28 protein-coding genes are annotated in these 26,187 nt (G+C 74.8%); 12 read left to right on the forward strand and 16 right to left on the reverse strand.

Translation table 11 applies throughout. The annotated features are described in order from the left end of the window. Nucleotides 1-56 precede the first annotated feature (56 nt). Both ACVJO7_RS07595 and ACVJO7_RS07600 read right to left on the reverse strand, forming a co-directional pair. Entirely contained in the window at nt 57-662 is a 606-nt protein-coding gene (locus ACVJO7_RS07595) for a phosphatase PAP2 family protein (protein ID WP_491672276.1), read from the reverse strand. 227 nt (nt 663-889) lie between these two features. Next, a complete protein-coding gene (locus ACVJO7_RS07600; RefSeq protein ID WP_491672277.1) occupies nt 890-1,729 on the reverse strand; it encodes an HAD family hydrolase in 840 nt (279 codons plus the stop codon). 81 nt (nt 1,730-1,810) lie between these two features. On the opposite strand from ACVJO7_RS07600, the gene ACVJO7_RS07605 reads away from it, so the two are divergent. Next, complete coding sequence (locus ACVJO7_RS07605) at nt 1,811-2,923, forward strand: nucleotide disphospho-sugar-binding domain-containing protein (RefSeq protein ID WP_491672278.1); 1,113 nt, start codon at nt 1,811-1,813, stop codon at nt 2,921-2,923. Nucleotides 2,924-2,952: 29 nt separating this feature from the next. On the opposite strand, the gene ACVJO7_RS07610 is transcribed toward ACVJO7_RS07605, so the two are convergent. Genes ACVJO7_RS07610 through ACVJO7_RS07620 form a run of 3 tightly spaced genes read right to left on the reverse strand, consistent with a single transcriptional unit; the run spans nt 2,953 to nt 5,209 of the window. Then, complete coding sequence (locus ACVJO7_RS07610; RefSeq protein WP_344024157.1) at nt 2,953-3,405, reverse strand: DUF350 domain-containing protein; 453 nt, start codon at nt 3,403-3,405, stop codon at nt 2,953-2,955. A 31-nt stretch (nt 3,406-3,436) separates the two neighbouring features. Next, nucleotides 3,437-4,603 carry a glutathionylspermidine synthase family protein gene (locus ACVJO7_RS07615; RefSeq protein ID WP_344024155.1) on the reverse strand — a complete coding sequence of 389 codons (1,167 nt, stop codon included), beginning with the start codon at nt 4,601-4,603 and terminating at the stop codon, nt 3,437-3,439. A 3-nt stretch (nt 4,604-4,606) separates the two neighbouring features. Next, on the reverse strand, nt 4,607-5,209 hold the full coding sequence (locus ACVJO7_RS07620) for a hypothetical protein (RefSeq protein ID WP_344024153.1): 603 nt from the start codon (nt 5,207-5,209) through the stop codon (nt 4,607-4,609). A 248-nt stretch (nt 5,210-5,457) separates the two neighbouring features. Here ACVJO7_RS07620 and ACVJO7_RS07625 point away from each other — a divergent pair, with 248 nt between their 5' ends. Both ACVJO7_RS07625 and ACVJO7_RS07630 read left to right on the forward strand, forming a co-directional pair. Continuing rightward, a complete protein-coding gene (locus tag ACVJO7_RS07625) occupies nt 5,458-6,840 on the forward strand; it encodes a septum formation family protein (RefSeq protein ID WP_491672279.1) in 1,383 nt (460 codons plus the stop codon). A 4-nt stretch (nt 6,841-6,844) separates the two neighbouring features. Further along, entirely contained in the window at nt 6,845-7,195 is a 351-nt protein-coding gene (locus ACVJO7_RS07630) for a metallopeptidase family protein (protein WP_491672280.1), read from the forward strand. A gap of 12 nt (nt 7,196-7,207) precedes the next feature. Here ACVJO7_RS07630 and ACVJO7_RS07635 read toward each other — a convergent pair whose 3' ends face one another. Both ACVJO7_RS07635 and ACVJO7_RS07640 read right to left on the reverse strand, forming a co-directional pair. Then, entirely contained in the window at nt 7,208-8,362 is a 1,155-nt protein-coding gene (locus ACVJO7_RS07635) for an LLM class flavin-dependent oxidoreductase (RefSeq protein ID WP_491672281.1), read from the reverse strand. Next, nucleotides 8,359-9,168: an alpha/beta fold hydrolase gene (locus ACVJO7_RS07640; protein ID WP_491672282.1), complete on the reverse strand. Its 810-nt coding sequence runs from the start codon at nt 9,166-9,168 to the stop codon at nt 8,359-8,361. Before ACVJO7_RS07640 ends, ACVJO7_RS07635 begins: the two co-directional genes overlap by 4 nt. Before the next feature lie 232 nt (nt 9,169-9,400). On the opposite strand from ACVJO7_RS07640, the gene ACVJO7_RS07645 reads away from it, so the two are divergent. Next, a complete protein-coding gene (locus tag ACVJO7_RS07645; protein WP_491672283.1) occupies nt 9,401-10,402 on the forward strand; it encodes an AraC-like ligand-binding domain-containing protein in 1,002 nt (333 codons plus the stop codon). A 151-nt stretch (nt 10,403-10,553) separates the two neighbouring features. On the opposite strand, the gene ACVJO7_RS07650 is transcribed toward ACVJO7_RS07645, so the two are convergent. After that, on the reverse strand, nt 10,554-11,483 hold the full coding sequence (locus tag ACVJO7_RS07650; protein ID WP_491672284.1) for an AraC family transcriptional regulator: 930 nt from the start codon (nt 11,481-11,483) through the stop codon (nt 10,554-10,556). 261 nt (nt 11,484-11,744) lie between these two features. On the opposite strand from ACVJO7_RS07650, the gene ACVJO7_RS07655 reads away from it, so the two are divergent. Then, a complete protein-coding gene (locus ACVJO7_RS07655; protein WP_491672285.1) occupies nt 11,745-12,941 on the forward strand; it encodes an acyl-CoA dehydrogenase family protein in 1,197 nt (398 codons plus the stop codon). 6 nt (nt 12,942-12,947) lie between these two features. On the opposite strand, the gene ACVJO7_RS07660 is transcribed toward ACVJO7_RS07655, so the two are convergent. Genes ACVJO7_RS07660 through ACVJO7_RS07670 form a run of 3 tightly spaced genes read right to left on the reverse strand, consistent with a single transcriptional unit; the run spans nt 12,948 to nt 15,562 of the window. After that, a complete protein-coding gene (locus ACVJO7_RS07660) occupies nt 12,948-13,673 on the reverse strand; it encodes a histidine phosphatase family protein (RefSeq protein ID WP_491672286.1) in 726 nt (241 codons plus the stop codon). Further along, nucleotides 13,670-14,638, reverse strand: coding sequence for a prephenate dehydratase (gene pheA / locus ACVJO7_RS07665; protein WP_491672287.1), 969 nt, complete (start codon nt 14,636-14,638; stop codon nt 13,670-13,672). The genes ACVJO7_RS07660 and pheA overlap by 4 nt, the downstream gene beginning before the upstream one ends. A gap of 15 nt (nt 14,639-14,653) precedes the next feature. After that, complete coding sequence (locus ACVJO7_RS07670; RefSeq protein ID WP_344024144.1) at nt 14,654-15,562, reverse strand: hypothetical protein; 909 nt, start codon at nt 15,560-15,562, stop codon at nt 14,654-14,656. Nucleotides 15,563-15,700: 138 nt separating this feature from the next. On the opposite strand from ACVJO7_RS07670, the gene ACVJO7_RS07675 reads away from it, so the two are divergent. Continuing rightward, complete coding sequence (locus tag ACVJO7_RS07675) at nt 15,701-16,483, forward strand: DUF2470 domain-containing protein (RefSeq protein WP_491672288.1); 783 nt, start codon at nt 15,701-15,703, stop codon at nt 16,481-16,483. 12 nt (nt 16,484-16,495) lie between these two features. Here ACVJO7_RS07675 and ACVJO7_RS07680 read toward each other — a convergent pair whose 3' ends face one another. After that, nucleotides 16,496-16,819: a DUF3817 domain-containing protein gene (locus tag ACVJO7_RS07680; RefSeq protein ID WP_344024140.1), complete on the reverse strand. Its 324-nt coding sequence runs from the start codon at nt 16,817-16,819 to the stop codon at nt 16,496-16,498. Further along, nucleotides 16,816-17,343: a hypothetical protein gene (locus tag ACVJO7_RS07685; RefSeq protein ID WP_491672289.1), complete on the reverse strand. Its 528-nt coding sequence runs from the start codon at nt 17,341-17,343 to the stop codon at nt 16,816-16,818. The genes ACVJO7_RS07680 and ACVJO7_RS07685 overlap by 4 nt, the downstream gene beginning before the upstream one ends. A gap of 56 nt (nt 17,344-17,399) precedes the next feature. On the opposite strand from ACVJO7_RS07685, the gene ACVJO7_RS07690 reads away from it, so the two are divergent. Beyond that, nucleotides 17,400-18,224: a CPBP family intramembrane glutamic endopeptidase gene (locus ACVJO7_RS07690; RefSeq protein WP_344024136.1), complete on the forward strand. Its 825-nt coding sequence runs from the start codon at nt 17,400-17,402 to the stop codon at nt 18,222-18,224. Here the strand turns inward: ACVJO7_RS07690 and ACVJO7_RS07695 are convergent. Further along, complete coding sequence (locus ACVJO7_RS07695; protein ID WP_491672290.1) at nt 18,191-18,415, reverse strand: hypothetical protein; 225 nt, start codon at nt 18,413-18,415, stop codon at nt 18,191-18,193. The two genes, ACVJO7_RS07690 and ACVJO7_RS07695, sit on opposite strands and share 34 nt — an antisense overlap. Before the next feature lie 98 nt (nt 18,416-18,513). Here ACVJO7_RS07695 and ACVJO7_RS07700 point away from each other — a divergent pair, with 98 nt between their 5' ends. Continuing rightward, nucleotides 18,514-19,533 carry a hypothetical protein gene (locus tag ACVJO7_RS07700; RefSeq protein WP_491672291.1) on the forward strand — a complete coding sequence of 340 codons (1,020 nt, stop codon included), beginning with the start codon at nt 18,514-18,516 and terminating at the stop codon, nt 19,531-19,533. A gap of 336 nt (nt 19,534-19,869) precedes the next feature. Further along, nucleotides 19,870-20,406, forward strand: a complete 537-nt coding sequence (locus ACVJO7_RS07705) for a ferritin (protein ID WP_344024130.1) — start codon at nt 19,870-19,872, stop codon at nt 20,404-20,406. Between the two features lie 63 nt (nt 20,407-20,469). On the opposite strand, the gene ACVJO7_RS07710 is transcribed toward ACVJO7_RS07705, so the two are convergent. Further along, nucleotides 20,470-21,402, reverse strand: coding sequence for a DUF5926 family protein (locus ACVJO7_RS07710; RefSeq protein ID WP_344024128.1), 933 nt, complete (start codon nt 21,400-21,402; stop codon nt 20,470-20,472). 21 nt (nt 21,403-21,423) lie between these two features. Between ACVJO7_RS07710 and ACVJO7_RS07715 the strand changes: the two genes are divergently transcribed. The 3 genes from ACVJO7_RS07715 to ACVJO7_RS07725 all read left to right on the forward strand — a co-directional run bounded on the left by ACVJO7_RS07715 (nt 21,424) and on the right by ACVJO7_RS07725 (nt 24,127). Next, entirely contained in the window at nt 21,424-22,737 is a 1,314-nt protein-coding gene (locus ACVJO7_RS07715) for a cytochrome P450 (protein ID WP_491672292.1), read from the forward strand. A 192-nt stretch (nt 22,738-22,929) separates the two neighbouring features. Beyond that, nucleotides 22,930-23,556 (forward strand): hypothetical protein, encoded by a 627-nt coding sequence (locus tag ACVJO7_RS07720; protein WP_491672293.1) that lies wholly within the window; start codon nt 22,930-22,932, stop codon nt 23,554-23,556. Between the two features lie 142 nt (nt 23,557-23,698). Further along, nucleotides 23,699-24,127, forward strand: a complete 429-nt coding sequence (locus ACVJO7_RS07725; RefSeq protein ID WP_344024122.1) for a hypothetical protein — start codon at nt 23,699-23,701, stop codon at nt 24,125-24,127. A 974-nt stretch (nt 24,128-25,101) separates the two neighbouring features. Here ACVJO7_RS07725 and ACVJO7_RS07730 read toward each other — a convergent pair. Then, a complete protein-coding gene (locus ACVJO7_RS07730; RefSeq protein ID WP_491672294.1) occupies nt 25,102-26,184 on the reverse strand; it encodes a DUF4328 domain-containing protein in 1,083 nt (360 codons plus the stop codon). Between the last annotated feature and the right edge of the window lie 3 nt (nt 26,185-26,187).

Genomic DNA, 26,187 nt, shown 5'->3' on the forward strand with positions numbered 1-26,187 from the left:
TGTCCCGGTCGTCGGTGCCGCTCTCGACGCGGGTGCGGTCGGTGCTGGTCATGCGCTCACCCTCCGGAGGTGGGGTTGCGACGTGCGGCGCTGCGCCGGATGACGGATCGCGCGCCGGTGGCCACGGCCGCGCCGAGCGCGGTGCCGGTGGCGACGTCGGTCGGGTAGTGCACGCCGAGGACCAGGCGGGAGAGCGCCATCAGCCCGACGGTCGCCGTCGCGGCGATCCGCGACCGGCGGCCGAGCAGGCCGCCGTACAGCATGGCGGCCGCGGTGGTGGACGTGGCGTGCGAGGACGGGAAGCTGAGCCGGCTCGGGGTGCCGACCAGCACCCGGACCGACGGGTGGTCCGGGCGGCGGCGGCGCACGACCCGCTTGACGCCGATCGAGGCGCCGTGCGCGAACGCGACCGCGGCCGCCGAGCCGAGCCACTCCCGCCGGCGCGGGCGGTCGAGCACGGTGCCGGCGACGCCGATGGCGAGCCAGCCCGCGGCGTGCTCGCCGAACAACGACATCCCGCGTGCGACGCGGACGGACGGCCCGTTCGCGAGGGCGTTCTGCACGCCCGCGAGGACGGCGGTCTCCCCGCTCGCGGGGGCCGCCGGGGTGCGGGCCGCGTCGGACGTCGGGTGCGGACCGGGGCGGTCCAGGGTGTCGGCCACGGGGTGGGGCCCTCCAGGCGTGCCGCTGGCACCCGGCTCGATCCGGGCGATGACAGCGGGTGATGGTACGCCCGGGCAGCCCGGCGACCGGCCCCGGGGCGGGCCGTCGCGGCCCGTGTGATGCTCCGGTGAACGCGCGGCCACCGCCTCGTGACCCGCCGGAGTGCACGCCGCAACACCGCGCCGGTGTCCCGCCAGGCCCGCCCACGACGGCTGGGCGACGCCGGTCAGAACCAGCGCTCGAGGACCTCCGCGATCCCGTCCCGCGAGTTCGGCGCCGTCACCTCGTCGGCCAGCCCCACCAGGTCCGGGTGCGCGTTGCCCATCGCCACGCCGGTCCCCGCCCAGCGCAGCATCTCCCGGTCGTTCGGCATGTCCCCGAAGGCGATCGTCTGCGCCGCGGTCACCCCGAGCCGGGCCGCGACGTCGGCCAGCCCGGTCGCCTTGGTGACGCCCGGCGCGGACGCCTCCAGCAGCCCCGACGGGTGCGAGAAGGTCAGGTCCGCGATGCCGCCGACCTCCGGTTCGAGCGTCGCCATCATCTGCTCGCTGGTCAGCTCCGGCGCGCGGATCAGCAGCTTCGTGACCGGCCGGGCGACCAGCTCGTCCCGGCTGGCCGGGCCGCCGTCGTGCGCACCCCAGGCGTGCACGTAGCCGGGCCCGGTGAGGAACTCGTCGACGGTGCCGAGCTCGACCCGGCCGGTGGCCGCGGTGCCGACCCGCTCGACGCCCAGGCCGCAGCCCGGGAACAGCTTCCCGGCCAGCGCGGCGAGCCGGCGGACCGCGTCCGGCTCCAGGGTGTGCGCGCCGAGCAGCACGTCGTCCACCGCGTCGTAGAGCACGGCGCCGTTCGCGCAGACGCACAGCCGGACCATCCCGGCCGGCAGCTTGGCGATCACCGGCGGGATCCAGCGCGGCGGGCGCCCGGTCACGAGCACGAGGCCGGCACCCGCGTCGACCAGCCGGGAGATGACGGCGGCGGTGCGCGGGGAGACGGCGTCGCGGTCGTCGAGCAGGGTGCCGTCGACGTCGGTCGCGACCAGCCGGGGCGGGTTGTCGGCGATCACAGCTCGAGCGTACGGAACACCGGCGCCCCGCCGGGTCGCCGGACGTCCCGCGGGACGCCCCGGAGTGGTTACCCTCGGCGGGTGCGCGTTCTGGTTGTCGCGGCCCCCCTGGCGGGGCACCTGACACCGCTCCTGCCGTTCGCGCACGCGCTGTGGGACTCCGGCCACGAGGTGCTGGTCGCCTGCGGCGGGGAGGTGCTCCCGGCCGGCGGCACCGGCGCGCTGCCGTTCATCGACGTCGCCCGGAACCTGCGGATCGGCCGGCTCGCCGCCCGCTCGCTGGTCGCGCACCCGGTGACCGCGCGGGCCGAGCTCGCCGGGCGCGGCGGGGACGCGGGGGTCCGGTCGCTGTTCGGCCCGGTCAACGAGGAACTCACCGACGCGCTGGTGACCGTCGCCGAGCAGTGGCGGCCGGACATCGTGCTGCACGAGCCGCTGGCCGCCGGCGGCGCGGTCGCCGCGGCCCGGCACGACGTGCCCGCGGTGCTGCACGAGAACGGCCTGCTCGACGGCCTCGCCACCACCCGGGTGCTGCTCGACTCGCGCCCGCTGCAGCGGGCCAGGGCCCGGCACGGCGTGCGCGGCGTGCCGCCGCCCGCGATGGCACTGACGATCACCCCGCAGAGCCTGGCCGGCCCGCGCGACGCGCTCGCAGTGCGGCCCGGCCGGGCCGGTGCCGGGGGCCCGCTGCCGGGCTGGCTGCGGGCGCCGTCGGTGCGGCCGCGGGTGCTGGTGCTGCGCGGCGGCGGCCCGATGCGCGGCGACCTGCAGGCGTCCGCGCTGCGGGTGGTGGCCGCCGCGGACGACCTGGACTGCGAGCTCGTGCTGGTGCGCCCGCCCGCGCGGCTGCTGCGCCGGGGCGGGCGCGGGGTCCGGCCGGTCGGCCGGGTCGCGCTCTCCGAGCTGCTGCCGGCGTGCGCGGCGGTGCTGCACGGCGGGAGCTCCGGGCACGTGCTGGCCGCGCTGGGGGCCGGCCTCCCGCAGCTGGCCCTGCCCGGTCCGGGCGACCGCCGGTACAACGCGGAGCTGGTCGACGCGCGCGGCGCCGGGATCGGCGGCGCGGTCACCGAGGACGCGCTGCGCAGGCTGCTGCACGACGGCGAGATCGCCGCCGCCGCCCGGGAGGTGCGCGCCGAGATCGCCGCGATGCCCTCACCCCAGTCGCGGGTGGACATCGTCGCCGCACTGGCCTGAGGACCGGGGCGCCGCCGTCCCCGCGGGGCTCAGAAGACGGCGACCGCCACGATCAGGCCCAGTGCGACGTGTGCGGCGGCGACGACCTTCGCCGCGGCCCGCGGCTCCTCGGACTGGATGATCTCGCCGATGTCGATCCCGGTCACCCACTCCAGCAGCCGCACGGCGCCGACCTGGGCGATGATCCCGATCAGGCCGAACACCAGCGACGAGATGACGCCCTGAAGCAGCGACCCGTAGGACGCGTAGATCGCCAGCACGATGATGAACGCCATCGAGATCATCCCGGCGGCGGTGATCGTGACGGCGTTCGGCAGCCCGGCCCGCACCATCTGCGGCAGCTTGCCCGGGGTGGTGAGGTCGATCGCCCAGAAGCCGATCAGCATCATCAGGGTGCCGATCACCGCGTAGAGCAGGATCGCGCCGATGCCACGGCCGAGGAAACCCCAGTAGGTGGCGTCGAGCGCCTGGGCGAGGATCACGGTGGTACCTCCGGAGGGGAGCGGGGAGCGGTCAGGAGTGCGGGATGCGGTGCGGTACGAAGGCCGCGCCGTCGTCGGTGATCAGGCCGGCGGTCTCGCGGATGCCCAGCCCGGCCGCGGTGTCACCGACCAGCCAGGCGCCGAGCACCGGCCGGAAGCCGTCGAACTCGGGCAGCGGGTCGAACAGCTGGTAGACGTACCCTTCGTCGCCGTAGACGCCGCCGGTGGCCGTCTCGTAGCCGGGCGCGACGATCGAGATGTTCGCCCCCTCGCGCCCGAGCAGCGGCTTGCGCACGTACTCGGTGAGGATGCCGGGGTTCCCCAGCGACGCGGGCAGCAGGTTCGGGTGCCCGGGGTACATCTCCCAGAGCACCGCGAGCAGCGCCTTGTTGGACAGCAGCGACTTCCAGAGCGGTTCCAGCCAGAGCGTCTCCGGCTGGCTGCGGGTGACGTGCTTGCCGAACTCGTCGGACAGCACCCACTCCCAGGGGTAGAGCTTGAACACCGACGACATCGGGACCTCCTCGAGGTCCACGAACCGGTCCAGCGCGGAGTCCCAGCCGATGTCCTCGATGGACAGTCCGACGGTGTCGATGCCCGCCTCGGCCGCCGTCTCCTGCAGGTAGCCGACGGTGATGTGGTCCTCGCCGGTCGACTCGGCCCCCGACCAGGTGAAGTGCACCTCCGGCGACGGCAGCGCGGCCTTGATCTCGGCCCACCGCTCGACCAGCTTCTCGTGCAGCGAGTTCCACTGGTCGTCGCCGGGATGGGTGTCCTGCAGCCAGTACCACTGCGGGATCGACGCCTCCAGCAGCGACGTCGGGGTGTCCGCGTTGTACTCCAGCAGCTTCGCCGGGCCGGAGCCGTCGTAGCGCAGGTCGAAGCGGCCGTAGACGTGCGGATCGGAGCGCCGCCAGGAGTCGGTGACCGCCTGCCAGCTCCACTCCGGCAGCGCGAAGTCGGCGAACCGGCCGGTGGTCACCACGTGGTCCACGGCGGACAGGCACATCGAGTGCAGGACCTCGACGTCGGCCTCCAGCGAGAGGATCTCGTCCATCTCGAACGTGTAGTGGACCGACTCGTCCCAGTACGGGCGCTCGCCGCCGGACCCGTCCCGGCCCGGCGACCCGAAGACCATGCCCTGGTCGGCGACGGTGCGCTGCCAGCCCGGCCGCGGGGTGCCGCGTTCGCGTCGCACGCCTCAGCTCCCGCTGGACGTGCCGGACCCGCCGGAGGACGTCGACGAGCCGCCCCCGACGCCGAGCCCGCCGCGGGAGATCGTCCCGCCGCGGGTGGTCGATCCGATGGTGGAGCCGGTGGTGCCGCTGCGCACGGTGGTGCCGCTCGGCGGCGGGGTCACGTTCCCGCCGGTCGCGACCTGCCCGACGTTGCCAGTGCCGCCGTAGTTGTAGTGGTACTGCCGCCCGCCGCCGCCGAGGAAGATCGGCACGAAGGCGAACCCGCCGCCGCCGGTGCTGACCTGGCCGCTCTGCGAGGTGCCCGCGCAGTTCTCGTCCGGGACGACGACCTGGTTCTCGTCGACGCAGCGCGCATCGACCGTCTCGGTGCCGCCGCCGGACGCCGCGTAGACGGCCGCGATCAACGCGACGACGCCGACCGTGGCGCCGGTGCCGATCAGCACCCGCTTCGTGGTCTTCGACCGGGCCTCGCGGCGGCGCACCTCCTCGCGGTCGGCGCGCAGCTTCTGCTCACGGGCCCGCTTCTCGGCGAGAGTGGGCTCGCGCGGCGTCGTGCTGCCGTCCTGGTGCCGGATCCGGCCCGGCCGCCCTGCCCCGTCGGTCATCGCTGTTCACCCATCGCCGCATCCCCCCTCGCGCACCCTAACGGTCCCCGCCGACCCCCGTGCGGGGACCGGTGACGCCGCCGGGCACCGGTCCGCGGCGACCGGGCGCCCCCGGCCGGACGAGCGGGACCGGCGCCGGCCGCGCGCGGCCGTCACCTGCACGTTCACAGCACCCGGCCGACCGACCGCCGCCCCGGTACCCCGGCCGGATGAAGCCGCGGACCCGGCCGCTGCATCATGGACGGGTCATGGATCCCAGCTCCCCCACCGGCTCCGCTCCCCGCCGGCACGCCGACCCCGGGCCTGCCGACACCGGGGAGCAGGTCTACGACGGCCGCTACGCCCGCGCCGCGCACGGTGCCCCGGGCGGCGGCACGACGTCCGTGCTGACCCGCCCGGCCGGCACGTCGACGACGGCGACCCCGGTGGCACCCACCCGGCGCCGCCGCCGGGCCGCCGGGCCGGAGTCGGCGGTCCCGCACGACCACGGCCACGACCACGGCGGCCCGCAGCGCGGGCCGCTCGGCGCCCGCCGGGTCGGCATCGGGATCCTGATCGGCGCCTTCCTCATGCTGACGGTCGCGTCGCTGGACTCGCTGCTCGGCGCGGAGGTGCCGGTGCTGGGCTCGTTCGCGTCGTCCGGGGTGCCGCCGCGGGTCGAGGCGCCGCCGCCGCTCCCGCCGCCGCCGGACACCCCGGGCACCTGCCTGAACTGGAGCCGCGCCGACGCGACCGACACCGCCGCCGTCGACTGTGCGCAGCCGCACCTGTTCGAGCAGGCGGGCCGGGTCGCGCTGGCCGACCAGGCGGTGTTCCCGAGCGACCAGGCGTGGCAGACGCTGGTCGCCGAGCGCTGCACCCCGGTCGTCACCGGTTACCTGGACGGCCGGTTCGATCCGGACGGCAAGTTCCGGGTGGGCGCGCTCAAGCCGTCCCAGCAGCGGTGGGACGAGGGCGACCGGGGGATGCGCTGCGGCCTGCAGATGGCGTCCCGCAGCGGCGCGATGTTCCCGATCACCGGGCGGGTCGCCGACCAGGACCAGTCCGCGGTCCAGGCGGCCGGGACCTGCCTGGCGATCGACGGGCGCAGCGTCGGCGACCCGACCGACTGCGCAGGCCCGCACGCCGTGGAGGCCGTCGGCGTGATCGACCTGGGCACCGAGTTCCCGGACGCGTTCCCCTCCGTCGAGGACCAGGACGGCTTCCTGCAGCCCGCCTGCACCGAGGCCGCGAACACCTTCGCCGGCAACGACCGGGTGATCGGCGAGAAGGGCCTCACCGTCTACTGGGGCAACCTGTCCGAGGCGTCCTGGAACGCGGGCAGCCGCAAGGTCAACTGCAACATCGGCACCCTGCTGCCGGACGGCAGCGGGTTCGCCACGATCACCGGCTCGGTGCGCGGGGAGCTGGTCGTCGGCGAGCAGCCCGCCCCGCCCGCCGCGACGGCACCGGGTGCCCCGGCCGATCCGTCCGCGCCCGCCGATCCGTCCGCCCCGGCCGACCCGGCGGCGCCCGGTTCGCCGGCGCCGGTCGAGCAGCCCGGCTCCGGGCAGCCCGCCGCGCCGGACGGCGGCACGACACCGCCGCCGGATCTCGACGTGCCGCCGGGGCTGCCCGGCCTCGACGGCTGACGCCGTGCCCGTCCCGATGACGCCGGACCGGTTCGAGGAGCTGGTCGGCGACGCGCTCGATCTGCTGCCGGAGCGGCTCGCGGCGGCGATGGACAACGTCGTCGTGCTGGTCGAGGACCGCAATCCCGACGAGCCGGACCTGCTCGGGCTGTACGAGGGCGTCGCGCTGACCGAGCGGACCGCCGACTACGCGGGCGAGCTGCCCGACCGGATCACGATCTACCGGGACGCGGTGGTCGACTTCTGCGAGGACGACGAGCAGGTCGTCGACGAGGTCGCGATCACCGTGGTGCACGAGATCGCGCACCACTTCGGGATCTCCGAGGAGCGGCTGCACGAGCTCGGCTGGGGCTGAGCTCGGGGCGGGTCAGCCGGCCGCCGCGAGTGCGGTCCTGAAGTGCGGGACCACCTCGTTCGCGAACAGGTCGGTGTTGCGACGCACCAGATCGGCCGGCATGTCCCCGATCGCGAGCATGGTCATCATCTGGCCGAATCCGAGCTCGTCGCGCAGCTCACCGATCCGGTTGCGGACCGACTCGGGCCCGCCGACGATCACGTACCCCTGCTCGACGAGCTCGGAGTAGGACAGCTCCGGATAGGGCTTGAGGTTCGCCTTGAGCAGGCCGCGCAGCGCCGGCGGGGACATGTAGCCGGGCGGGAACACCATCTCGGCGCTCTGCCGCAATCCCTTGTGGAACAGCCACTCGACGTGCCGGCGTGCCTCCTCGTGCGCCGAACGCTCGTCCTCACCGATGAACACCGGCACCGCCAGCGCGATCTTCTCCCGCTCCACCTCGTAGCCGATGTCGGCGGCAGCGCCCCGGTAACCGTCGAACCAGGTCCTGACCACCGCGGTCGGGGCGTACACCGAGACGTAGAGGAAGCGGTTCTCGGCGACCCAGCGCATCGTCTCCGGGCTGCCCGCGCCGGGCACCGCGATCGGCGGGTGCGGCGACTGCAGCGGACGCGGCCAGACGTTCACGTACCGGTACTCGTAGTGCTCGCCCACCCACTCGAACGGCCCCGGCGTGGTCCACGCCTTCCGGATCAGGTCGAACGCCTCGTTGAACCGCGACCGCGACTCGGCCGGGCTGACGCTGTGCGCGAAGTGCTCCCACCCGATCCCGCGGACGAACCCGGACACCAGGCGGCCGTTCGTGAGGTGATCGAGCATCGCCACCTCCTCGGCCACCCGGAGCGGGTTCCCGCGGATCGGGATGGCGTTGCCGAGGACCAGGATCGACGAGTTCGACGTCCGCCGGGCGAGCGCCGCGGCCATGATGTTCGGCGAGGGCATCATCCCGTAGCCGGACTGGTGGTGCTCGTTCACCACGATGCCGTCGAAGCCGACCGCGTCGGCGTGCTCCAGCTCATCGAGGTAGCGGTGGTAGAGCTGCACGCCGCGGGCCGGGTCGAAGTTCGCGTTCGAGTAGTTCAGCGACATCGACGGGTACTTCTCCACGTCGTCGAAATCGTCCGGCAGGTACGGGTAGGGCATCAGGTGGAAGAAGTTGAACTTCACGACCGGCCTCCTGCGCGCTCGGTGAGGAAGGTGACGACGGCGTCGGCGACGGCGTCCGGGCGCTCCCCGTACAGCGCGTGCCCGCAGTCGTCGACGACGACGAGCTCGGCATCGGGGATCCCGGCGGCGTAGCGCTCGCAGTGCACCCGCGGCACGATCCGGTCCTCGCCGGCCGCGATCACCCGGGCCGGCATCGAGATCCGGTGCAGCCTGCTCTCCAGCCGCGGGTTGTTCAGGAACGGCCGCCAGCCGAACCGGGCCAGCGAACCCAGCTCCCGGTAGGTCGCGACGATCTGGTCGGTCCCCGGGGCGACCGAGAGGATCTGCTCGACCAGCGCCGGATCGTGGTAGAGCGCCGCGATCAGCTGCCGCGGCGTCATCAGGAACAGGTCGGCGACCAGGTGACCGGGGATCCGCAGCCCGACCGGGCCGAGCAGCACCAGGCTGCGGAACCGCTCCGGGGAGTGCACCGCGAGCTCGGCGGCCAGCCACCCGCCGAACGACGCCCCGACCAGGTCGACCCGGTCCAGCTCGAGCCGGTCGAGCACGTCGAGGTAGTGGTAGACGAGGTCGTCCACACCGCGCAGCTCGGGCAGGTCGTCCGAGCCGCCCCAGCCGGGATGGTCGGGGGCGATGACATCGGCCGATCCGGACAGCCGTTCGTGGAACGGTCCCCACACCCCGGCCCCGCCGGCCGCGTGCAGGAAGAGCAACGGGTGCCCGCTCCCGGACCGGAAGTAGCTGATCGATCCGCTTCCGGCCGCGAGCTCTCGCGCGACGGCCGGTCCTTCCACGACATCGGTCACCGGTGTCTGCCTCCCCGGGTCGGTCGCCCCGGCACCGTCCGGCGCCGGGGGGTGTGGCGACTGCCACAGCCACGCCTCGACGCTACGAGCGGCGTCGCGGACCCGCGATCCGTTCACCGCTGTGCGGCGATCCACTTCCTGCGCAGCCGCCACCGGGCCGGACGTTGACATCAGCCGGGCTCGCTGGCCAGGCTGGCGTCCATCGGACAGATGTCCGCCAATGGAGGCGAGCATGGCCGGATCGGCGTCGTCGGACGTGACACGCCCGGACGCCCGCCGGCTGAGCCGGGGCACCGGGTTCAGCACCCCGGATCCGCACCGGGCCAGGACCCGCACCGAGGCGTTGCTGGACTGCGCGCACGCGATGGCGGTGCGCGACGAGTCACGGTTCCGCGCCCAGGTGCGGTTCGCCTCGGTCGGCGGGATCGGCCTGCTGGCGACCACCTACCGCACCCCGGTGGCGATCACCTGCGTGCCACCCATCCCGTGGGTCACGCTGAACTTCCTGTCCACCGGATCGGCCGTCTCGTCGGTGGAGGGCAGCCCGCCGCTCGCCCTCGACGCGGACCGCGCGACCGTGTTCACCTACGACCGCCCGCTGACCATCCGGCTGTCACCGGAGGCGTACCAGCTCATGGTGCTGATCGACCGTCGCCGGCTGGAGACCGCGCTGGAGCGGATGCTCGGCCGGCGGCCGGCCGGGCCGCTGTCGTTCGAGGCGGTCCTGGACGTCGGCACCAGCGGTGTCACGGCGGCCGTGTCGATGTTGCTCCACGTGCTGCGCACCAGTCCGGGCGGGCGGCCGCCCCCGGCCGTGGCCGCCGAGGCGGAACGGTCGCTGGTGTCGGCGTTGCTGCTCGGCCATCGGCACCGGCACACCCGGGCGCTGTTCGCCGAACCGGAGCGCCCGCCGCCGCGGACGGTGGCCCGGGTGCTCGAGCTGATCGAGTCGAGCACCGACGAGTCGCTGGGCGTCGCCGACCTGGCCCGGGAGGCCGGGATCAGCGAGCGCGCCCTGCACACCGCGTTCGGCAGGCACACCGGCAGCACGCCGATGGCCTACCTCCGCCGGGTACGGCTCGACCGGGCGCGGGCCGAGCTGGCCGCGGCGGATCCGGCGACCGGCTCGGTCACCGAGGTGGCCCTGCGGCACGGGTTCGGGCACCTCGGCCGGTTCGCCGCCGCCTATCGGGCCCGGTTCGGGGAGTCGCCGTCGACCACCCTGCGCCGCTGATCCGCCGGCCCGCCGGTGAGAGGTTCCCGGCCGAGCCGGCAGGGACGACCCCCGGCGGCCGGCCCGGCGGCGACGGTCCCGGCAGCCGGCCGCGGCGCAGGCGGACGACCGGCCCGGCGGCGACGGTCCCGGCAACAGGTCCGACGGGACCTCAGCGGCGCAGCGTGACCGAGGGGTGCTCCCCGAACCGGGCCCGATAGGCCGCGGCGAACCGGCCGGCGTGGGCGAAGCCGTTGTCCTGCGCGATCCGGGTGACCGACGCGTGCGGGCCGCCCCCGAGCAGGTCGCGACGGGCCCGGTCCAGCCGGATCCGGCGGGAGTGCGCGGCAGGCGTCGTCCCGAGGTGCCCACGGAACACGGCGAGCAGCGTCCGCTCGCCGACCCCGGCCACCCGGGCCAGCTCGGCGACCGGGACCGCCCGGTCCGGATTCGTCTCGAGGTGGGCCAGCGCGTCCCGCAGCACCCGCGGCGACGGCAGCGCCAGGTGCCGGGTGAGCTGCTCGGACGACGAGTGCCGGTGCTCCAGCACCAGCAGTGAGCCGATCGTCCGCTCGAACTCGGCGGCCACCGTCGGCCGGAGCCCGGCGGGCCCGGACTCCTCGACGGCACCGAACAACGCCCGGACCGCCCCAGGAAGCGCCGAGCCGGCGTCGACGGCGGGCTCGAACACGAGATCGGCATCCACCTGCTCGCCGAGTACCGCCGCCCACCGCTCGCGCAGCGCCGCCCGCTCCAACCGCACCACCAGCAACACCAGATCGGCGCTCCACTCCATCCGCAGCGGGGCGACGGCGGAGATCACCGCGCCCCGACCGGCACCGGCTGCCACCGACCGGCCCAGGTGATCCAGCCGGAAGCCGCCCCGGACCGGCAGGTGGATCGTCACGAAGTCGTCCAGCGGGGGCGCACCGATCTCGACCCCGGCGCCGTAGCGGAACGCCATCAGCCGCAGGCCGGCGACCTGGACACCGCGGATGTCCGCACGCAGCCGGGCCGCGCGGTCCGACAGCCGCATCGAATGCCCGTTGAGCAGGGCGACCGCGCGTGAACGGATCTCGTCCGGATCGGAGGAGCGCAGCAAGGTGTGGGCCGCGAGCGGACCTGTCGGACGACACGCGGCTGTGACCTCCGGGTCGACCATGACCCTCCACTTCCCGTGACCCAGCGGAAGGTGCCCGCTGATCGGACAGGTGTCCGTCATCGAAACGCCGGGCAGTCCCGGTGTCAACGCCCGTCCGGACCGACCCGTTGCGGGAATCGGACGGTGCCGGCGGATCGCGGCTCGCCGGACGGACCGGAGCCGCCCTACCGTCCGGCGACACTTCTCAACCGGAGGCCGCCGATGTCCTCGACACTCGACACCCAGACCCACCCAGGGACCACCCCGCTCCTGGCGGCGGTGGACGAACTCGTCCCGCTGTTGCGGGCGAACGCCGCCGAGGCCGAACGAACCCGGCGGATCCCGCAGGAGAGCATCCGGGCCCTGCAGGACGCGGGCGCCTTCCGAATGACGACCCCGCGGCGCTACGGGGGCTCGGAGACCGACCTCGTCGAGCTGACCCGGGTACTCGACGCGATCGGGCGCGGCTGCGGATCGACGTCCTGGGTCACGTCGTTGCACGCCGTCGGCGCCTACTTCGTCGGCCGGTACGACGACCGCGCGCAGGACGAGGTCTGGGCCGACGGCCCGGACAGCCGGGTGGCCAGCGTGTTCAGCCCCGGCGGTGTGCTCACTCCGGTCGACGGCGGCTACCTGCTCAGCGGGCGCTGGCCGTTCAACACCGGCTGCCGCTCCGCCACCTGGGACGCGGTCGCCGCCCAGGTCGACGGGCCGGCGGACGGGCCACCGGAGATCCTGCTCGCACTGGTCCCGATGTCGGAGCTCACCATCGCCGACGACTGGCACCCGTCCGGGCTCGCCGGCACCGGCAGCAACACCACCGTGGCCGAGTCGGTGTTCGTGCCCGAGCATCGGTTGCTCCCGGTGGCCGAGGCCCTCGCCGGTGGCACCCGGTCCGTCGCGAACGCCGACGCCGACCTGTACCACTGCGCGCTCTTCCCGTTCGTCCTGGTCAGCAGCACCGGGACCCCGCTGGGGATGGCCCGGGCCGCGATGGACCACTTCCGCGAACGAGCACCGGGCCGGATGATCACCTACACCGGATGGACGGTTGCCGAGGCCCAGACCACACACGTCACGGTGGCCGACGCCGCCGTGAACATCCGCGCGGCCGAACTGCTCACCCGCGACCTGACCGAGCGGCTCCGGGCCGCCGCGATCACCCGCCGCGACCCGGGTGTGGCCGAGCGCGCGGCGATGCGGGCCGAGTCGGCGCACGTCGTCCGGCTGAGCAGGCTCGCCGTGGAGGCCCTGAACAGCATCAGCGGTGCGTCGTCGATCCGGGGCGACGTGCCCATCCAGCGGGTGTTCCGCGACATCGAGGCGCTGAGCCTGCACGCGGCTCTCAACCTGAACACCAATCTCGAGGTACACGGGCGGGTGCTGATGGGACAGGACCCGGCGACACCGTTCCTGTGATCCGGGTCAGTGCGACCCGGTCCGGCCGTCCGGCATCGGGTCCCACAGCTCGAGGGCCCAGCCGCCCGGGTCCCGGCGCAGCACCACCCGGCCGGTGTTCGGGACCGGCCGGTCCCGCCCGTAGGTCGCGGGCGGATCCGCGCGCTCGGCGTCCTCCCGGGCGCCCAGCAGCGCGAACGTCGCGAGCCGGATCGCGGCGCCGTGGCTCACCACGACGACGGCGCCGCCGTCGACGCCGTCCAGCACCGCGTCCAGGTCCGGCAGGAACCGGTCCCAGACGTCGCGCGCGGACTCGCCACCGGGCATCGGCCGGTCCACCTCGCCGTCCCACCAGGAGGCGAAGACCTCGTCGAACACCGCCCGCGCCTCGTCGTCGGCCCGGTTGTCGAGATCGCCGACGAAGATCTCGTGCGCGCCGGGGAGCAGCTGCACGTCGAGGCCGAGCACGGCACCGATCGGGGCCGCCGTCTCGCGGGCCCGGGTGGCCCGGGACGCGTAGAGCGCGCGGACCGGCCATCCGGCGAACAGCCTGCCGACCTCGGCGGCCTGCTCGTGGCCGAGCTCGTCCAGCGACGGGCCGGGGACGGTGGTGTCGAGCGCGTGCCGGACGTTCGACGGGGTGCGGCCGTGCCGGACGAGCACCAGGCGGACCGCGCCGTCGTCCGGCGGGACGGCCGGTTCCCGGATCCCGCCGCCGGCCGCGGCGAACGCGGTGGCGGTGTCGTCGCTCACCGGCCCGCCCCCTCGCGGATCGCGGCCAGCCAGCGCTGGGACGCGGCGTGGTCGTCGGCGGTGGCGACGGCGGGCGGTGCCACCGGGCTGCCGACCCCGCCCGGCCGCTCCGGCCGCGGATCGGAGCGCGGGAACGAGCCGAGGTAGATCAGCCGGTCGCAGCGCCGGTGCAGGGCGGCGAGCGCCTCCCCCATCGCCGGGTCGGCGACGTGCCCGGAGCAGTCCAGGTGGAACCAGTACTCGGCGTGCCGGTCCTTCACCGGGCGGGACTCGATCCGGGTCAGGTCGATCCCGCGGACGGTCAGCTCGGTGAGCAGGCCGAGCAGCGTGCCGGGCCGGTTCGTGGTGGTCGCGGCGAGCATCGTGCGGTCCCAGCCGGTCGGCTCCGGTGGCAGCGCGGGCCGGGTGAGCAGCACGAACCGGGTGACCGCCCCGGGATTGTCGGCGATGTCGTCGGCGAGCACGGCGAGCCCGTGCCGGGTCGCGGCGAGCGGCGCGGCGACCGCGGCGTCGACCTCGCCGCGGGTGACCTGGGCGGCGGCCTCCGCGGTGGACGAGCTGACCCGGACCTCGGCGCCGGGCAGGTACTCGGCCAGCCAGCCGCGGGTCTGCGCGATGCCGTGGCCGTGCGAGGCGACCGTGCGCACCGCGGCGAGATCACCGGCCCGGTCGGCGCCGGGCCTGCCGAGCAGGCAGAACCGGACCGCGATCCGGGCCTCCCGGGTGACCACCAGCGGCGGATCGGCGACCAGGCCGTCGAGCACCGGCGGCACCGCGCCCTCGACGGTGTTCTCGATCGGGACGCAGCCGGCGTCGACCGAGCCGTCGCGGACGGCGGCGAGCACCGCCGGGGCGCCGGGCAGCGGCACCAGCTCGGCGTCCCGGGACTCGGGCAGGGTGTGCAGCGCCTGCTCGGTGAAGGTGGCGTGCGGGCCCAGGAACCCGATCCGCGGGCGGTTCGGCATCGTCTCGGCTCGCGCTCAGTCGAGCAGGCCGAGGGCCACGAGATCGGCGATCGGCACCGGATCCGGGTCGACGCCGCAGCGCGGCAGCACGGCGCGGACCTGCTCGACGGCGGCCGGGGGCAGCTCGTCCAGCTCGCGGGCGAGCTTCTCGCCGTCGGTGCACTCCAGCGCGTCCTGCACCGGATCGGGCGACGCGCTGACCCCGGTCATCCGGGCGACCGCGACGATCAGGTTGAGCAGGCCGTGCCTGCCCCGGGTGAACGAGCCGGACGGCTCCTCGCGGACGATCCGGTCGACGCCCTGCGCGGAGATCCCGCCGGTGCCGCTCTCCAGACCGGCCTGCAGGAAGGCGTGCACGTCGTCGACCTCGGGGACGTCGGACGGCCGCGGGCCGCCCATCCGGATCTTCGGCGTGCAGCCGTGCTCGGCGACCCTGCGGACGGCGGCCAGCCAGGCCAGCGTGCCCTCCGCGTCGCCGTCGACCGGGCGGCGCGGTTCGACGACCGGCGTCACCTCGTCCGGGACGAACTCGGAGACGCGCTCCAGCCAGATACCGTCGACGTCCGGCGGCGCGGCGCACTCCACGGTGCTCGGCGTGAGCAGGCTGGACCGGGAGAACACGGTGGACAGGGCCTTGGGGACCGCGCCCAGGCCGGTGTCGACGACGAGCGCCAGCTCGGCGGGGCGGCTCGGGGCGGACCGGGCCAGCTCGGTGACCACGGCGGGCAGCTGCGAGGCGGGGCAGACCAGCCGGCCGACGAGGCCTCCGTAGTGGCCGTCGCGAGCGGCGAGGTAGCGCGACACCACGGCGTCGACACCCGGTGCGACGCTCCGCGGCTGCAGCAGGCTGGTGTCGTCGACCAGCGCAGCCAACAGCGGCCGGATCGGCCACGGGTCGGCAGCGGAACCCGAGGGCACGGTCATCACGTCGACAGACGCTAACGGTCGGGTCACGGCGGGTGGACAACGGGGGTTGCCGGGCCGGTCCAACGGCGCCGCGTCCAGCACTGGACAGGGGACACTCACACCTGTTTAGGTAAGGGTTACCTAATGGAGGTGAGAGTGGGAACCACCCGCACGCGACGCCCCCCGACGCCCGCCGTCGCCGAGCGCGCCCGCAGCCTGGTCACCCGTGGCGGTCGCGCCGCGCTCGTCGGGACCGGGGAGCCGGAACCGTGCGCGCCGCTGATGCACCACACCTGGCCGGACGGCACGACCGACGTCCAGCTGCCCGACGACCATCCGGTCCGCAGGCAGGCCCGGCTCGCCGTCGACGGCCTCCCGGTGATGCTGGAGCTGACCGGATCGACCCCGGTGCCGTTGCCCGAGCCGGTGCGCGAGCTGCTCTGGCTGCTGGGCCGCCTGCACGAGCCCGACCCGCGGACGGGGCGGGACCGGGCGCTGCGGCTGGCCGAGCGGTCGCCGCACCCGAACCTGCTCGACGCCGGGCGGGGCGCGACGCTGCTGCGCCTGCAGCCGTCGTCGGCGGTGTACTCCGACGCCGAGGGCTGCGCGCCGGTCTCACCGGTGGAGCTGTCGGCCGCCGAGCCGGACCCGTTCTGCCGGGTCGAGCAGGCGTGGCTGGAGCACCTGGACCGGGCGCACCCGGACATGCTGGCCGCGCTGCGCAGGCACCTGCCGCACGCGCTGCGCGCACCCGGCGACGCGACGGGGCGGATCCGGCCGATCGGCGTCGACCGGTACGGGCTGCGGGTCCGGGTGCCCGCGTCCGGCGGCGGCACCCAGGACGTGCGGCTGGCGTTCTCGGCCGAGGCGAGGACCCCGACCGAGCTGCAGAAGCGGTTCGCCGAGCTGGTCGGCTGCCCGGCGGCGCAGCAGCCCTGAGCCTGCTGTCAGTCAGGTACCCGCGGCCGCGAGGTGCTCGGTCTGCACCTTGCGGGTCACGTGCCGCTCGGCGAAGAACGACGCCACCGGCACGGTCCCCGCCGCCAGGATCACGACGGCGAACACCGGGTTCCACCGGCACCGCTCGGCCAGGATCAGCGTGCACACGATGTAGATCATGTACAGGAAGCCGTGCACCATGCCGATCAGTGCGACCGGGCGCGGATCGCCGAAGATGTACTTCGCCGGCATGGCGTAGAAGGTGAGCAGCAGCAGGCCCACCCCGGTGACCCAGGCCGAGATCCGGAAGGCCTTGAGCGCGGTCGCGACGGTCACGGGGTCGCCTCCTCCTGCCGGGCCGCGAGGCGGGCCAGCTCATCGTTGTAGGCCCGCAGCTGGGGATCCACGGGCGGGGGTGCGGTCACGCCGGCCGGGCGCGCGGTGAACGGGGACGGCCGGGCCGCGGTGGCGGCAGGTTCCGGAGCGGCGGGCACTGCGGTGGCTCCGGGGGTCGCGGCGGCGGGGTCAACGGCACCGGACTCGCCGGCAGCGGGCTCACCGGCAGTGGATCGGCCGCCGGCGGGCCGGCCGGTGCCGGACTCGCCGGTGCCGGACTCGTCCGCGGCGGCCTGGGCCGCGCGCAGGTCGCCGATCTCCAGGCGCAGGAACCGCCACCACATGATGCCGAAGAAGACCGCGAACAGCGGCCACTGCAGCCCGTACCCGATGTTCAGGGCCGAGCCCATCGCCGATCCGGCCCGGCCCCACTGCCAGGCGGCCAGCCAGCCACAGGTGACCATGGCACCGAGCGTGAGCACGTGCCAGGCCATCCACTTCGGGGACAGCAGCAACCGCAACACGCACCCAGGGTACGCACCGCGGTCGGCCGGAGCACCGGGCCTGCGAGGATCACCACGTGACGACGGCACCGGCCACCTCGGGTGGTCTGCGCGGATGGTTGAACCCGGCGGCACCGGCGGATCCGGTCGTCGTCACCGACCGGCGGGAACGACGGCTGATCGGCCTGGAGATCGCCGTCGTGCTGACGGTGACGCTCGGGCTGTCCGGGCTGCGCAGCGCGCTGTCGCTGCTGGAGGCGCTGCTCGCCCCGGCCCCGTTGACCGACCAGCAGGTCGCGCTGAACGCGCCCGCGTCCACCGACACCTGGATCGACCTGGCGTTCCAGCTGGTCCGCGCGCTGCAGCTGGCCGGATGGGGTGCGCTGGCCGCGTACCTGCTGCTGCGCGCCGGGTTCGCGCTGCGCCGGGTCGGGCTGGACGGCCGCCGGCCGGGCCGCGACACGCTGCACTCGTTCGGGCTGGCCGCGCTGATCGGGATCCCCGGGCTCGGGCTCTACCTGCTCGGCCGGGTCGCCGGGATCACCCCGGACGTCGCACCCAGCACGCTGACCGACGACTGGTGGCGGATCCCGGTGCTGATCCTCTCCGCCGCCGCGAACTCCTGGGCGGAGGAGGTCGTCATGATCGGCTACCTGCTCACCCGGTTCCGGCAGCTGGGCTGGTCGGAGAACCGGTCCGCGCTGGTCGCCGCCGTCGTCCGCGGGTGCTACCACCTCTACCAGGGGGTGGGGGCGTTCGTCGGGAACGTCGTGATGGGGCTGGTCTTCGCCCGCTACTGGCAGCGGACCAACCGGCTGTGGCCGCTGGTCGGGGCGCACCTGGTGATCGACATCGTGGCGTTCGTCGGCTACGCGCTGCTGGTGGACGTCCTGCCGTTCTGACCCCCGGCGAGCCGCAGCGCCTGCTCGGCGGCGGACCGCAGGGAGCAGGGCCACCGCGTCGCGAGGCCGACCTGGGAGCCGCAGGCGCGGCAGCGGCCGTCCGGCCGGGCGACGTGCTCGCGCAGCAACGCGTCACGCAGCGCGGGATGGTCGGCGAGGAGCCGGGCGAGGCCGGACACGTCTCGGGTCACGCCGTGAGCCTCCGGCGCCGGACGCCGCCGGATCACCCGCCGGCGCCGGGTCGCAGGCAGCCGTACTCCCGGTCCGGCCCGGAGTACGGTCGCCGGCCATGAGCCGACGGTCCGAACAGCTGCGGTTCGCCCGTTCCCTGCGCGACGCCGGTGCGACGCCCGCGGCGACGGCGCGGCAGCTGCGCGACCGGTTCGGCGTCCGCGCGCTCGCCGCGATGCGGCTGGCCCACGGCTGGAGCCAGGCCGATGCCGCCACCGAGTGGACCCGGCGCTGGCCGGAGGCACCACGGACGTTCAAGAACTTCTCCTCCTGGGAGAACTGGCCGGGACCCACCGGGCACGCCCCGTCCCTCGACGTGATCGACCGGCTGTCCCGGCTCTACCGGTGCGCCGTCCAGGACCTGCTCGCCGACCTCCCGGACCACGGGCCGGGCGCGGACGGTCCGGGCGACGTCGAGGCGCTCGCCTGGCAGGTCGGGAACCTGGAGCTGCCGGAGCTGACCCGGGCCGTCGCCCACTGGGCCGAACTCGTGCCGGAACGGGAGCGACGTGCGTGGCTCCTCAAGCTGAGCACGGCGGCCGCCGCAGCGGCTCCCGTGCAGGTCGACGGCGTACCTGTGTCCGCTCTGACCCCCGTCTACGAAACCCGGTCCGCGCAGGACAGGCTTACCGGGATATGGCTGAGCCGCTATCAGTACGTCAGCACGACCCGTGGCCCGATCCAGCGGCACCACCACGTCACTGTGTTCGAGAACGGCGAGAACCAGGTCGGGATCTCGAGCATCGCGCACTCCAACGACTCCCCCGTCCAGCTCGACCTGGTCCGCGATCGTCAGGTCCTCACCGGCACCTGGACCGAGTTCACCGCCGTCGACGGCCACTACCGCGGCGCCCGGTACCACGGCGCGATCCAGCTCGTCGTCGATCCGACGGGCCGGTCTGCCCGGGGCCGCTGGGTCGGCTACGACCGCGCGGGCGACGTCGATTCCGGACCCTGGGAGTTGACCCTTCTGACGACCGGCTCGGGACCCGGCGCGGTCCGCGAACACGCCCGTCCGGCGGCCCCGCCGAACTCAGGCGATGCACCGGGAAAGGTCCCTTCACCTGGAGAAAGGTGACCCTGTCCGAAACCGCAGCTCCGCCTCCCACGCCCGGTCCACGATCGGAAAGGGTAGGCCGCGTGACGACCTCGCACCCCGTCGCACGCCGAGATGCAGACCAGCGGGAAATGTCGATCTCTGCACCCCGCTGATCTGCATCTCGGCGGGTCACGGGGTGCGACGTGCGACGGGGTGGCGCGCGGCGGCGCACGCCCGTCCGAGCGGCCCCGCCGAGATCAGGCGATGCACCGGGAAAGGGCCCCTCACCTGGAGAAAGGTGACCCTGTCCAACTGAGACAGACCTCAACTCTGGAATGCCTCAAGACAAGCGTGATCGGCGCTAACCTGGATCTCATGACCGACGAGACCAAGTTCCACGCCCTGCTGCGCGACCAGATCCGCAGCGAGTTCACCGCCAGCCAGCAGTACACCGCGATCGCGGTCTGGCTCGACGACCAGGACCTCCCGCAGCTGGCCGCGCACTTCTACGCGCAGGCCCTCGAGGAGCGCAACCACGCGATGAGCATGGTCCAGTACATGCTGGACAACGACCTGCAGGCCACCATCCCCGGCATCGACGAGGTCAAGAACGACTTCAGCTCTGTCGAGGACGTCGTCTCGCTCGCGCTGACCCAGGAGAAGCAGGTCACCGAGCAGATCACCACGCTCGCCCGGACCGCCCGCGACGAGGGCGACTACCTCGGCGAGCAGTTCATGCAGTGGTTCCTCAAGGAGCAGGTCGAGGAGGTCGCGTCGATGACCACGCTGCTGACCATCGTCCGCCGGGCCGGCGACGACCTGTTCCACATCGAGGACTTCGTCGCCCGCGAGCTCGCCAGGGGCGAGGCGGCCGACGCGACCGCCCCGGCCGTCGCCGGTGGCCGCGTCTGAGCGAACGATCCCGTCGGTCCGCAGGGGCCCCGGTGCCGCACCGGCACCGGGGCCCGCTGCCGGCTACCGCAGCGTGATCTGCTTCCCGGAGAGCACCTCGCGGGCCCGGTGCTCGGCATCGGTCAGCGGCTTCTCCGCCAGCCCCGCCAGCGCCTCGTCCAGCCGCTTGGCGAAGTCGGCCGCCGGACCGGCCCACTCCGAGGAGTGCATGTCCCGGTCGACGTCCCAGACCGGCACCAGCAGGCCGTGCGCCCGGAACGACCCGGCGTAGCGGGAGTCCTCGCCGAGCTCCAGGCCGCCCTGGTCGGACAGCCGGGCCAGCGCCGCCATCAGCGACGACTCGTCCTCGGTCCGCACCCAGCGCACGTGCGCCTTCGAGCCGGTGTCCACCCAGTACGCGCCGCGCACGCCGGGCGCCGTGACCGCCTCGGTCGGCATGATCACCGAGTTGGCGCGCTCCAGCATCGCCGCCGCCTCCGGGTCCGGGCTGTCCCCCGGCAGCCACCACGCGAAGTCGGCGTGCACCGTCGGTTCCAGCGCCGTCTCCGGTTCGAGCAGGTCCTGCAGCCGCTCCCCGGTCCGGCGGTCCGGCCCGACCACCGGCAGCGACGAGCCGGGCTCCGCCGAACGGGCCCAGGCCAGCGCGCCGGCGAGATCGGCGGAAAGGTCCCCGGAGCGGGTCTGCACCTGCATCCCGAGCAGGATCTCGCCGTTGTCGCGGACCAGCGCGGCCGACGCGCCGGGCAGCACCGACGTCAGCGTCACCGGCCCGCCGGTGCGCAGCGGGAGCGGCGCCGTCGCCGACGGAAGGAACTCCCGCATCGCGACGAGATCGGGTTCGGCGGCCAGCCCCTCGAACGGCCGGACGACGATCACGTCGTCGCCGGCGCCGTGGCAGGCCTTGTACCGCTTACCCGAACCGCACGGACACGGCCGGCGCGGGTTGTCGGCGGCCGTCTCGGAGCGGTTGGCGCGGTTGCGCGTCTTCTTGCCCATCACCCGGCAAGGTAGCGGGTGATGCATGCGTCCGAATCGCCAGACCCCCGGTCCCGTCCCGCCCCGGTGCCGTTCGACGCCGCGGACCCGGCCTTCCTCGACGACCCCTACCCCGCCTACGCCGCGCTGCGCGCCGCCGGCCCGGTGCACGACCACCCGGGACTGGGCCTGCCGGTCGCGGTCACCCACGCGGCCTGCTCCGCGGTGCTGCGCGACCGCGGTCTCGGCCGGATCTGGACCGACGCCCGGCCGGAGACCGAGCTGGCCGCGTTCAACCTGCTGCACCGCAACTCGCTGCTGGAGCGGGAGGGCGAACCGCACACCCGGCTACGACGGCTGGTGGCCGCCGCCTTCGCCCGCGGGCACACCGAGCGGCTGGCCCCGCTGGTCCGGGCCCGCGCCACCGCACTGGTCGGAGACCTCGTCGCCCGGGTGCGCGACGGCGAGCCGGCCGACCTGGTCGGGCTGGTCGCCGAGCCGCTGCCGGTGCAGGTGATCGCCGACCTGCTCGGCGTGCCCGACGACCGGCGCGCCCCGCTGCGGGACTGGTCGGACGCGATCGTGCGGATGTACGAGCCCGATCCCGGTCCGGCGGCGCGACAGGCAGCCGAACGGGCGTCGGCCGACTTCGTGTCGATGCTCCGCGATCTGGTCGCCGAACGAGGCGCCGGCGCCGCGGGCAGGCCGTCCGTGCAGCGCGCCGCGGAGCATGCCGTCACCGGGGCCCCGGGCGGCGGCGACCTCGTCGGCGACCTGCTCGCGGTGCGCGACTCCGGGGATCGGATCTCCGCCGACGAGCTCGTCGGCACCGCGGCGCTGCTCCTGATGGCCGGACACGAGGCGACCGTGAACGTGATCGGCAACGGGGTGCACGCGCTGCTCCGGCACCCGGATCAGTGGCGACGCCTGGTGGTCGATCCGGAGCTGGTCGGAACGGCCGTCGAGGAGCTGATCCGGTTCGACGCGCCGTTGCAGCTGTTCGAGCGGACGGCGATCGCCGACACGACGGTCGCCGGGTACCGGGTGCCCGCGGGCGGCCGGATCGGCACGCTGCTCGGCGCCGCCGGTCGCGATCCCGCCGTGTTCGGCGAGCACGCCGACCGGCTCGACGTCGGCCGGTCACCCAACCCGCACCTGGGCTTCGGCGCGGGCGTGCACTACTGCCTCGGCGCGCCGCTGGCCCGGCTGGAGATCGCCGAGGTGCTGCGCGCGCTGGTGCGCCTGCTCCCGGACGCGGCACCGGCCGGGAACCCGGTCCGCCGCCCCCGCTTCGTGATGCGCGGCTGGTCGGAGCTCCTCCTCACCGCATCGACCGAACGGCCCTCCGCGCACTGAGCTGAAGGAATCATTCCGCAGGGCCGTTCGAAGAATTGCGTTGGTCGCACCCGAATGATTCCGGGGCCGTTTTCCGGAATTGCAGGTGCGCCGTCGACCGCGCCCGCCGGGCATGCTGGAATCACCCCGGTGGAATCGTGGTCGGAAGTGCTCAGGGATGCACTCGAGGCACCGGGCGTGCGGTATGCGTGCGTGGCCGACCCGGCCACCGGCCAGGTGGTCGCCGCACACGGGACGCCGGCGGCGGCCGGGCCGCGGGCCACCCGGCCCCCGCTGCCAGCGCTGCCGGTGCCGTCAGTGCCGTCAGTGCCGTCGGTGCCGTCGGTGCCGTCGGTGCGCTCCGGCGGGCCGGGCCCGGGGAGCGTCCCCGGGGCGGTCGCCGCGGTGCTGGGCTGGGCCGGCACCGAGATGGCGACGGCGGCCGGGCCCCGCTTCGCCGACGCCGTGATCAGTACCGACGTGGCGTACCACCTGGTGCGCACGCTGCACCGCGACGGCGCGCCGCTGCTCGCATATCTGCAGGTGGACCGGGTGCGCGGCAATCTTGCGCTGGCCCGGCGGGCACTGCTCGCGCTCCCGGCGGACCCGGTCCCGGTACCGGCCAAGCCGTCCGCGCCGGAGGCCGAACAGCTCCCGCCGGTCGCGATCCCGCTCCCCCGCCGGGCACCCGCCCCGGCGGTACAGCCACCGCCGCCGGCGAGCACCGCGGCGGAGCCCCCGGACCAGCCGGGCAGCCGCTGGTCCGACGACCTCCGCACGATGGCCCGGATCCTGGCCGGGCTGCGCCGCCTCGATCGGCCGTCCGCGACGGAGAGTTGACGTATCGTGATTCAGGGTTATTGTTGTGCCCTCGCCGGGACATTTCGATGAAGATCTTTCCGTCTCCCGCGGAAGATTCCCGGCGACCGCTCCCCGATCATCGAACACGGCCGCGTTCACGCACCGTGCGGAGGCACAGCAAATGAACAACATCGATCGTTCGCTGGACATGGCAGCCAACATCAAGGGCGCCTTCGCGGTCGCGATCGTCGACTTCGACAGCGGCATGACGCTCGGCTCGCGGGGCGGCAGCCCGGAGTTCGACCTGGACGTCGCTGCGCCCGGCAACTCCGAGGTCGTGCGCACCAAGCTCGAGGTCATGCAGAAGCTCGGCCTGCGCGAGAACATCGAGGACATCCTGATCACGCTGGACAGCCAGTACCACCTGATCCGGATCATCCGCGGCACCGACGAGCAGCTGTTCTTCTACCTGGTGCTCAACCGCGCCCAGGCCAACCTGGCGATGGCCCGCCGCGACCTGCGCGTCATCGAGCAGCAGTTCGCGATGTCCTCGCCGCAGGGGGCACCGCAGCAGGCCGGGCAGGCGTTCTTCCCCGCCCAGCAGCGCTGAGCCGCCCGACCGCGTGGGACGTCACTGGCATGCGGTCACGGTGCGGACCGACGGCCTCGCCGCGGTGCTCGGGCCGCTGCTCACCGATCCCCGGATCCGGTCCGCCGCGCTGATCGACATCGACAGCGGGATGGTGCTCGACGTGTGCGGGCCGGACACCTCGGCCGGCCGGTTCGGGCTGGGCAGGCCCGCCGAGCACGACCATCGCGACGAGGTCCGCGGGGCCGCGCACGCCGAGCTGGTCCGGATCGGGCTCGCCCTGGCACCCGCCTCCGGCGGCCTGATCGCGCTCGTGCTGGAGGCCGGGCCGGACCGGCACGTGCTGCACACCGTCACCGACCCGCACGGTGGGCGGCTCGCGATGTCGGTGGTCGTGCGCGGATCGGACCGGGCGGTCGCGAAGGTCCGGAAGCGGCTGCGCGCGGTCTCGGAGAGCGCGCTCACCGCGGGACCGTCGGTCGCCGTGCGGCCGGGATCCGCGGGATGGGCCGTGCCCGGTCAGGCCGGGGCCGGTGGTTCCGGCCGGCCGGACCCCGGGGCCGGTGGTTCCGGTCGCCCGGCGCCCGGGGCCGCAACCCCGGGCCACCCGGCCGCGCCCGGTCGCACCGCGACCGGATCGGCGGCACGCGGCCACGCGGCAGCCCTCCCGGGTTCCCGGCCGGTCCGGGTGGGCGGGGACGATGGCCCGGCCGATCCGGACCGCACCGGCGGTGCGGACACTCCGGGCGCTGCCGGGGCCGGCCGACCGGGCGGGTGGTACCCCGCCGGTCTGGTCCGCGGCGACTCCGCCGCCGGTCCGGGCATCCCCGGCCGCGGTTACGCCGGAGCGCCCGCGGTCGCGCTGCCCGCACCCCGGAACCCCGGCACCGGCCCGGCCGCGCCGCACGCCGGTCCGGCGACGGCCGGTGCGCGGCCGGATCCCGGATCCGGCGGCGACGTCGAGGCCACCCTGCCGTCCCGGGCGGTCGCCCCGCTCAGCCCGGCCGCCGATCCGGATCCGGCGCTGGATCCGACTGCGGATCCGACTGCGAGGGCCGAGCAGCAAGGGGGTTCTGGGCAGCCGGACGGGTCCCGGCAGCCGGAGCGTCCGGCGTGGGAGCACCCGCCACCGGGCCCGTCCGCACCAGGAGCTCCCGCGGACCACGCGGCTCCGGCTCCAGCAGACCGGTGATCCACCGCACGACACGGATCGTCCGGTAGGCGGCGACGGCGGCGACGGCGTCGGCCCAGGCGTGCACCACGACCCCGTCGGCCAGTGCCTGGGTGCCGGTCCGGAACCGGCCGACCAGCGCCAGCCCGGCGAGCAGCACGCAGACCGCCCACAGCACCCACCAGACCAGGATCTCCCGCGACGGTGCGGGCCGCCGGTCGGCGGGCAGCCCGAGCGCGGCGTGCTCGGTCTCGGCGAGCAGCGATCCGGGCGCGGCGAGGTTCCAGCCCGGGACCAGCCATCCGGCGATGATCCGGCGACGGCTGCGCCACGGCCGGGTCCCCGCCCGGTCGGCGGCCGCCCGGTAGGACCAGAGGCTCCAGGAGATCGTCAGCAACCCGGCGGCGATCACCGCGGCGACCGACGACCAGCCGCCGAACCAGACCATCGCGTCCGACCAGGCGACGGCGACCGGGGACAGCGCGTCCGATCGGCTCTCCAGCAGCAGCGCGTAGCGCCACACCTCGGCGGCGGCCGCGACCAGGCTCATCACGACCACGACCCACAGCACCGGGACGAGCTGCCCGGCGAGCCAGCGGACCCGGTCGAGCGCGGTGGACGGGCCGGCCGGGTCGCCGTCGAAGGAGACGGCGGGCATCCGCCACGGCCCGACCGGGAGACCCCAGCGCGGCACCGAGCGGTAGCGCGGCGGGCCGGTGTACCGGCCCGGGGCCGCGTCCGGCGGGCGCGGCCGCAGCGAGTCCGGCAGCGCCGCCGGATCCGGTGGCGTCGCCACCCAGTCCAGCGCCGACAGGTAGCGGCCGCACCAGGGACAGAACGCGCCGCTCCCCGGCCCGGCCTGCCGGCCGCACCGGGGGCAGGGTGGCGGCGCCGGTGGCTGCGCCAACGC

Source organism: Pseudonocardia sp. DxW, assembly GCF_058448985.1.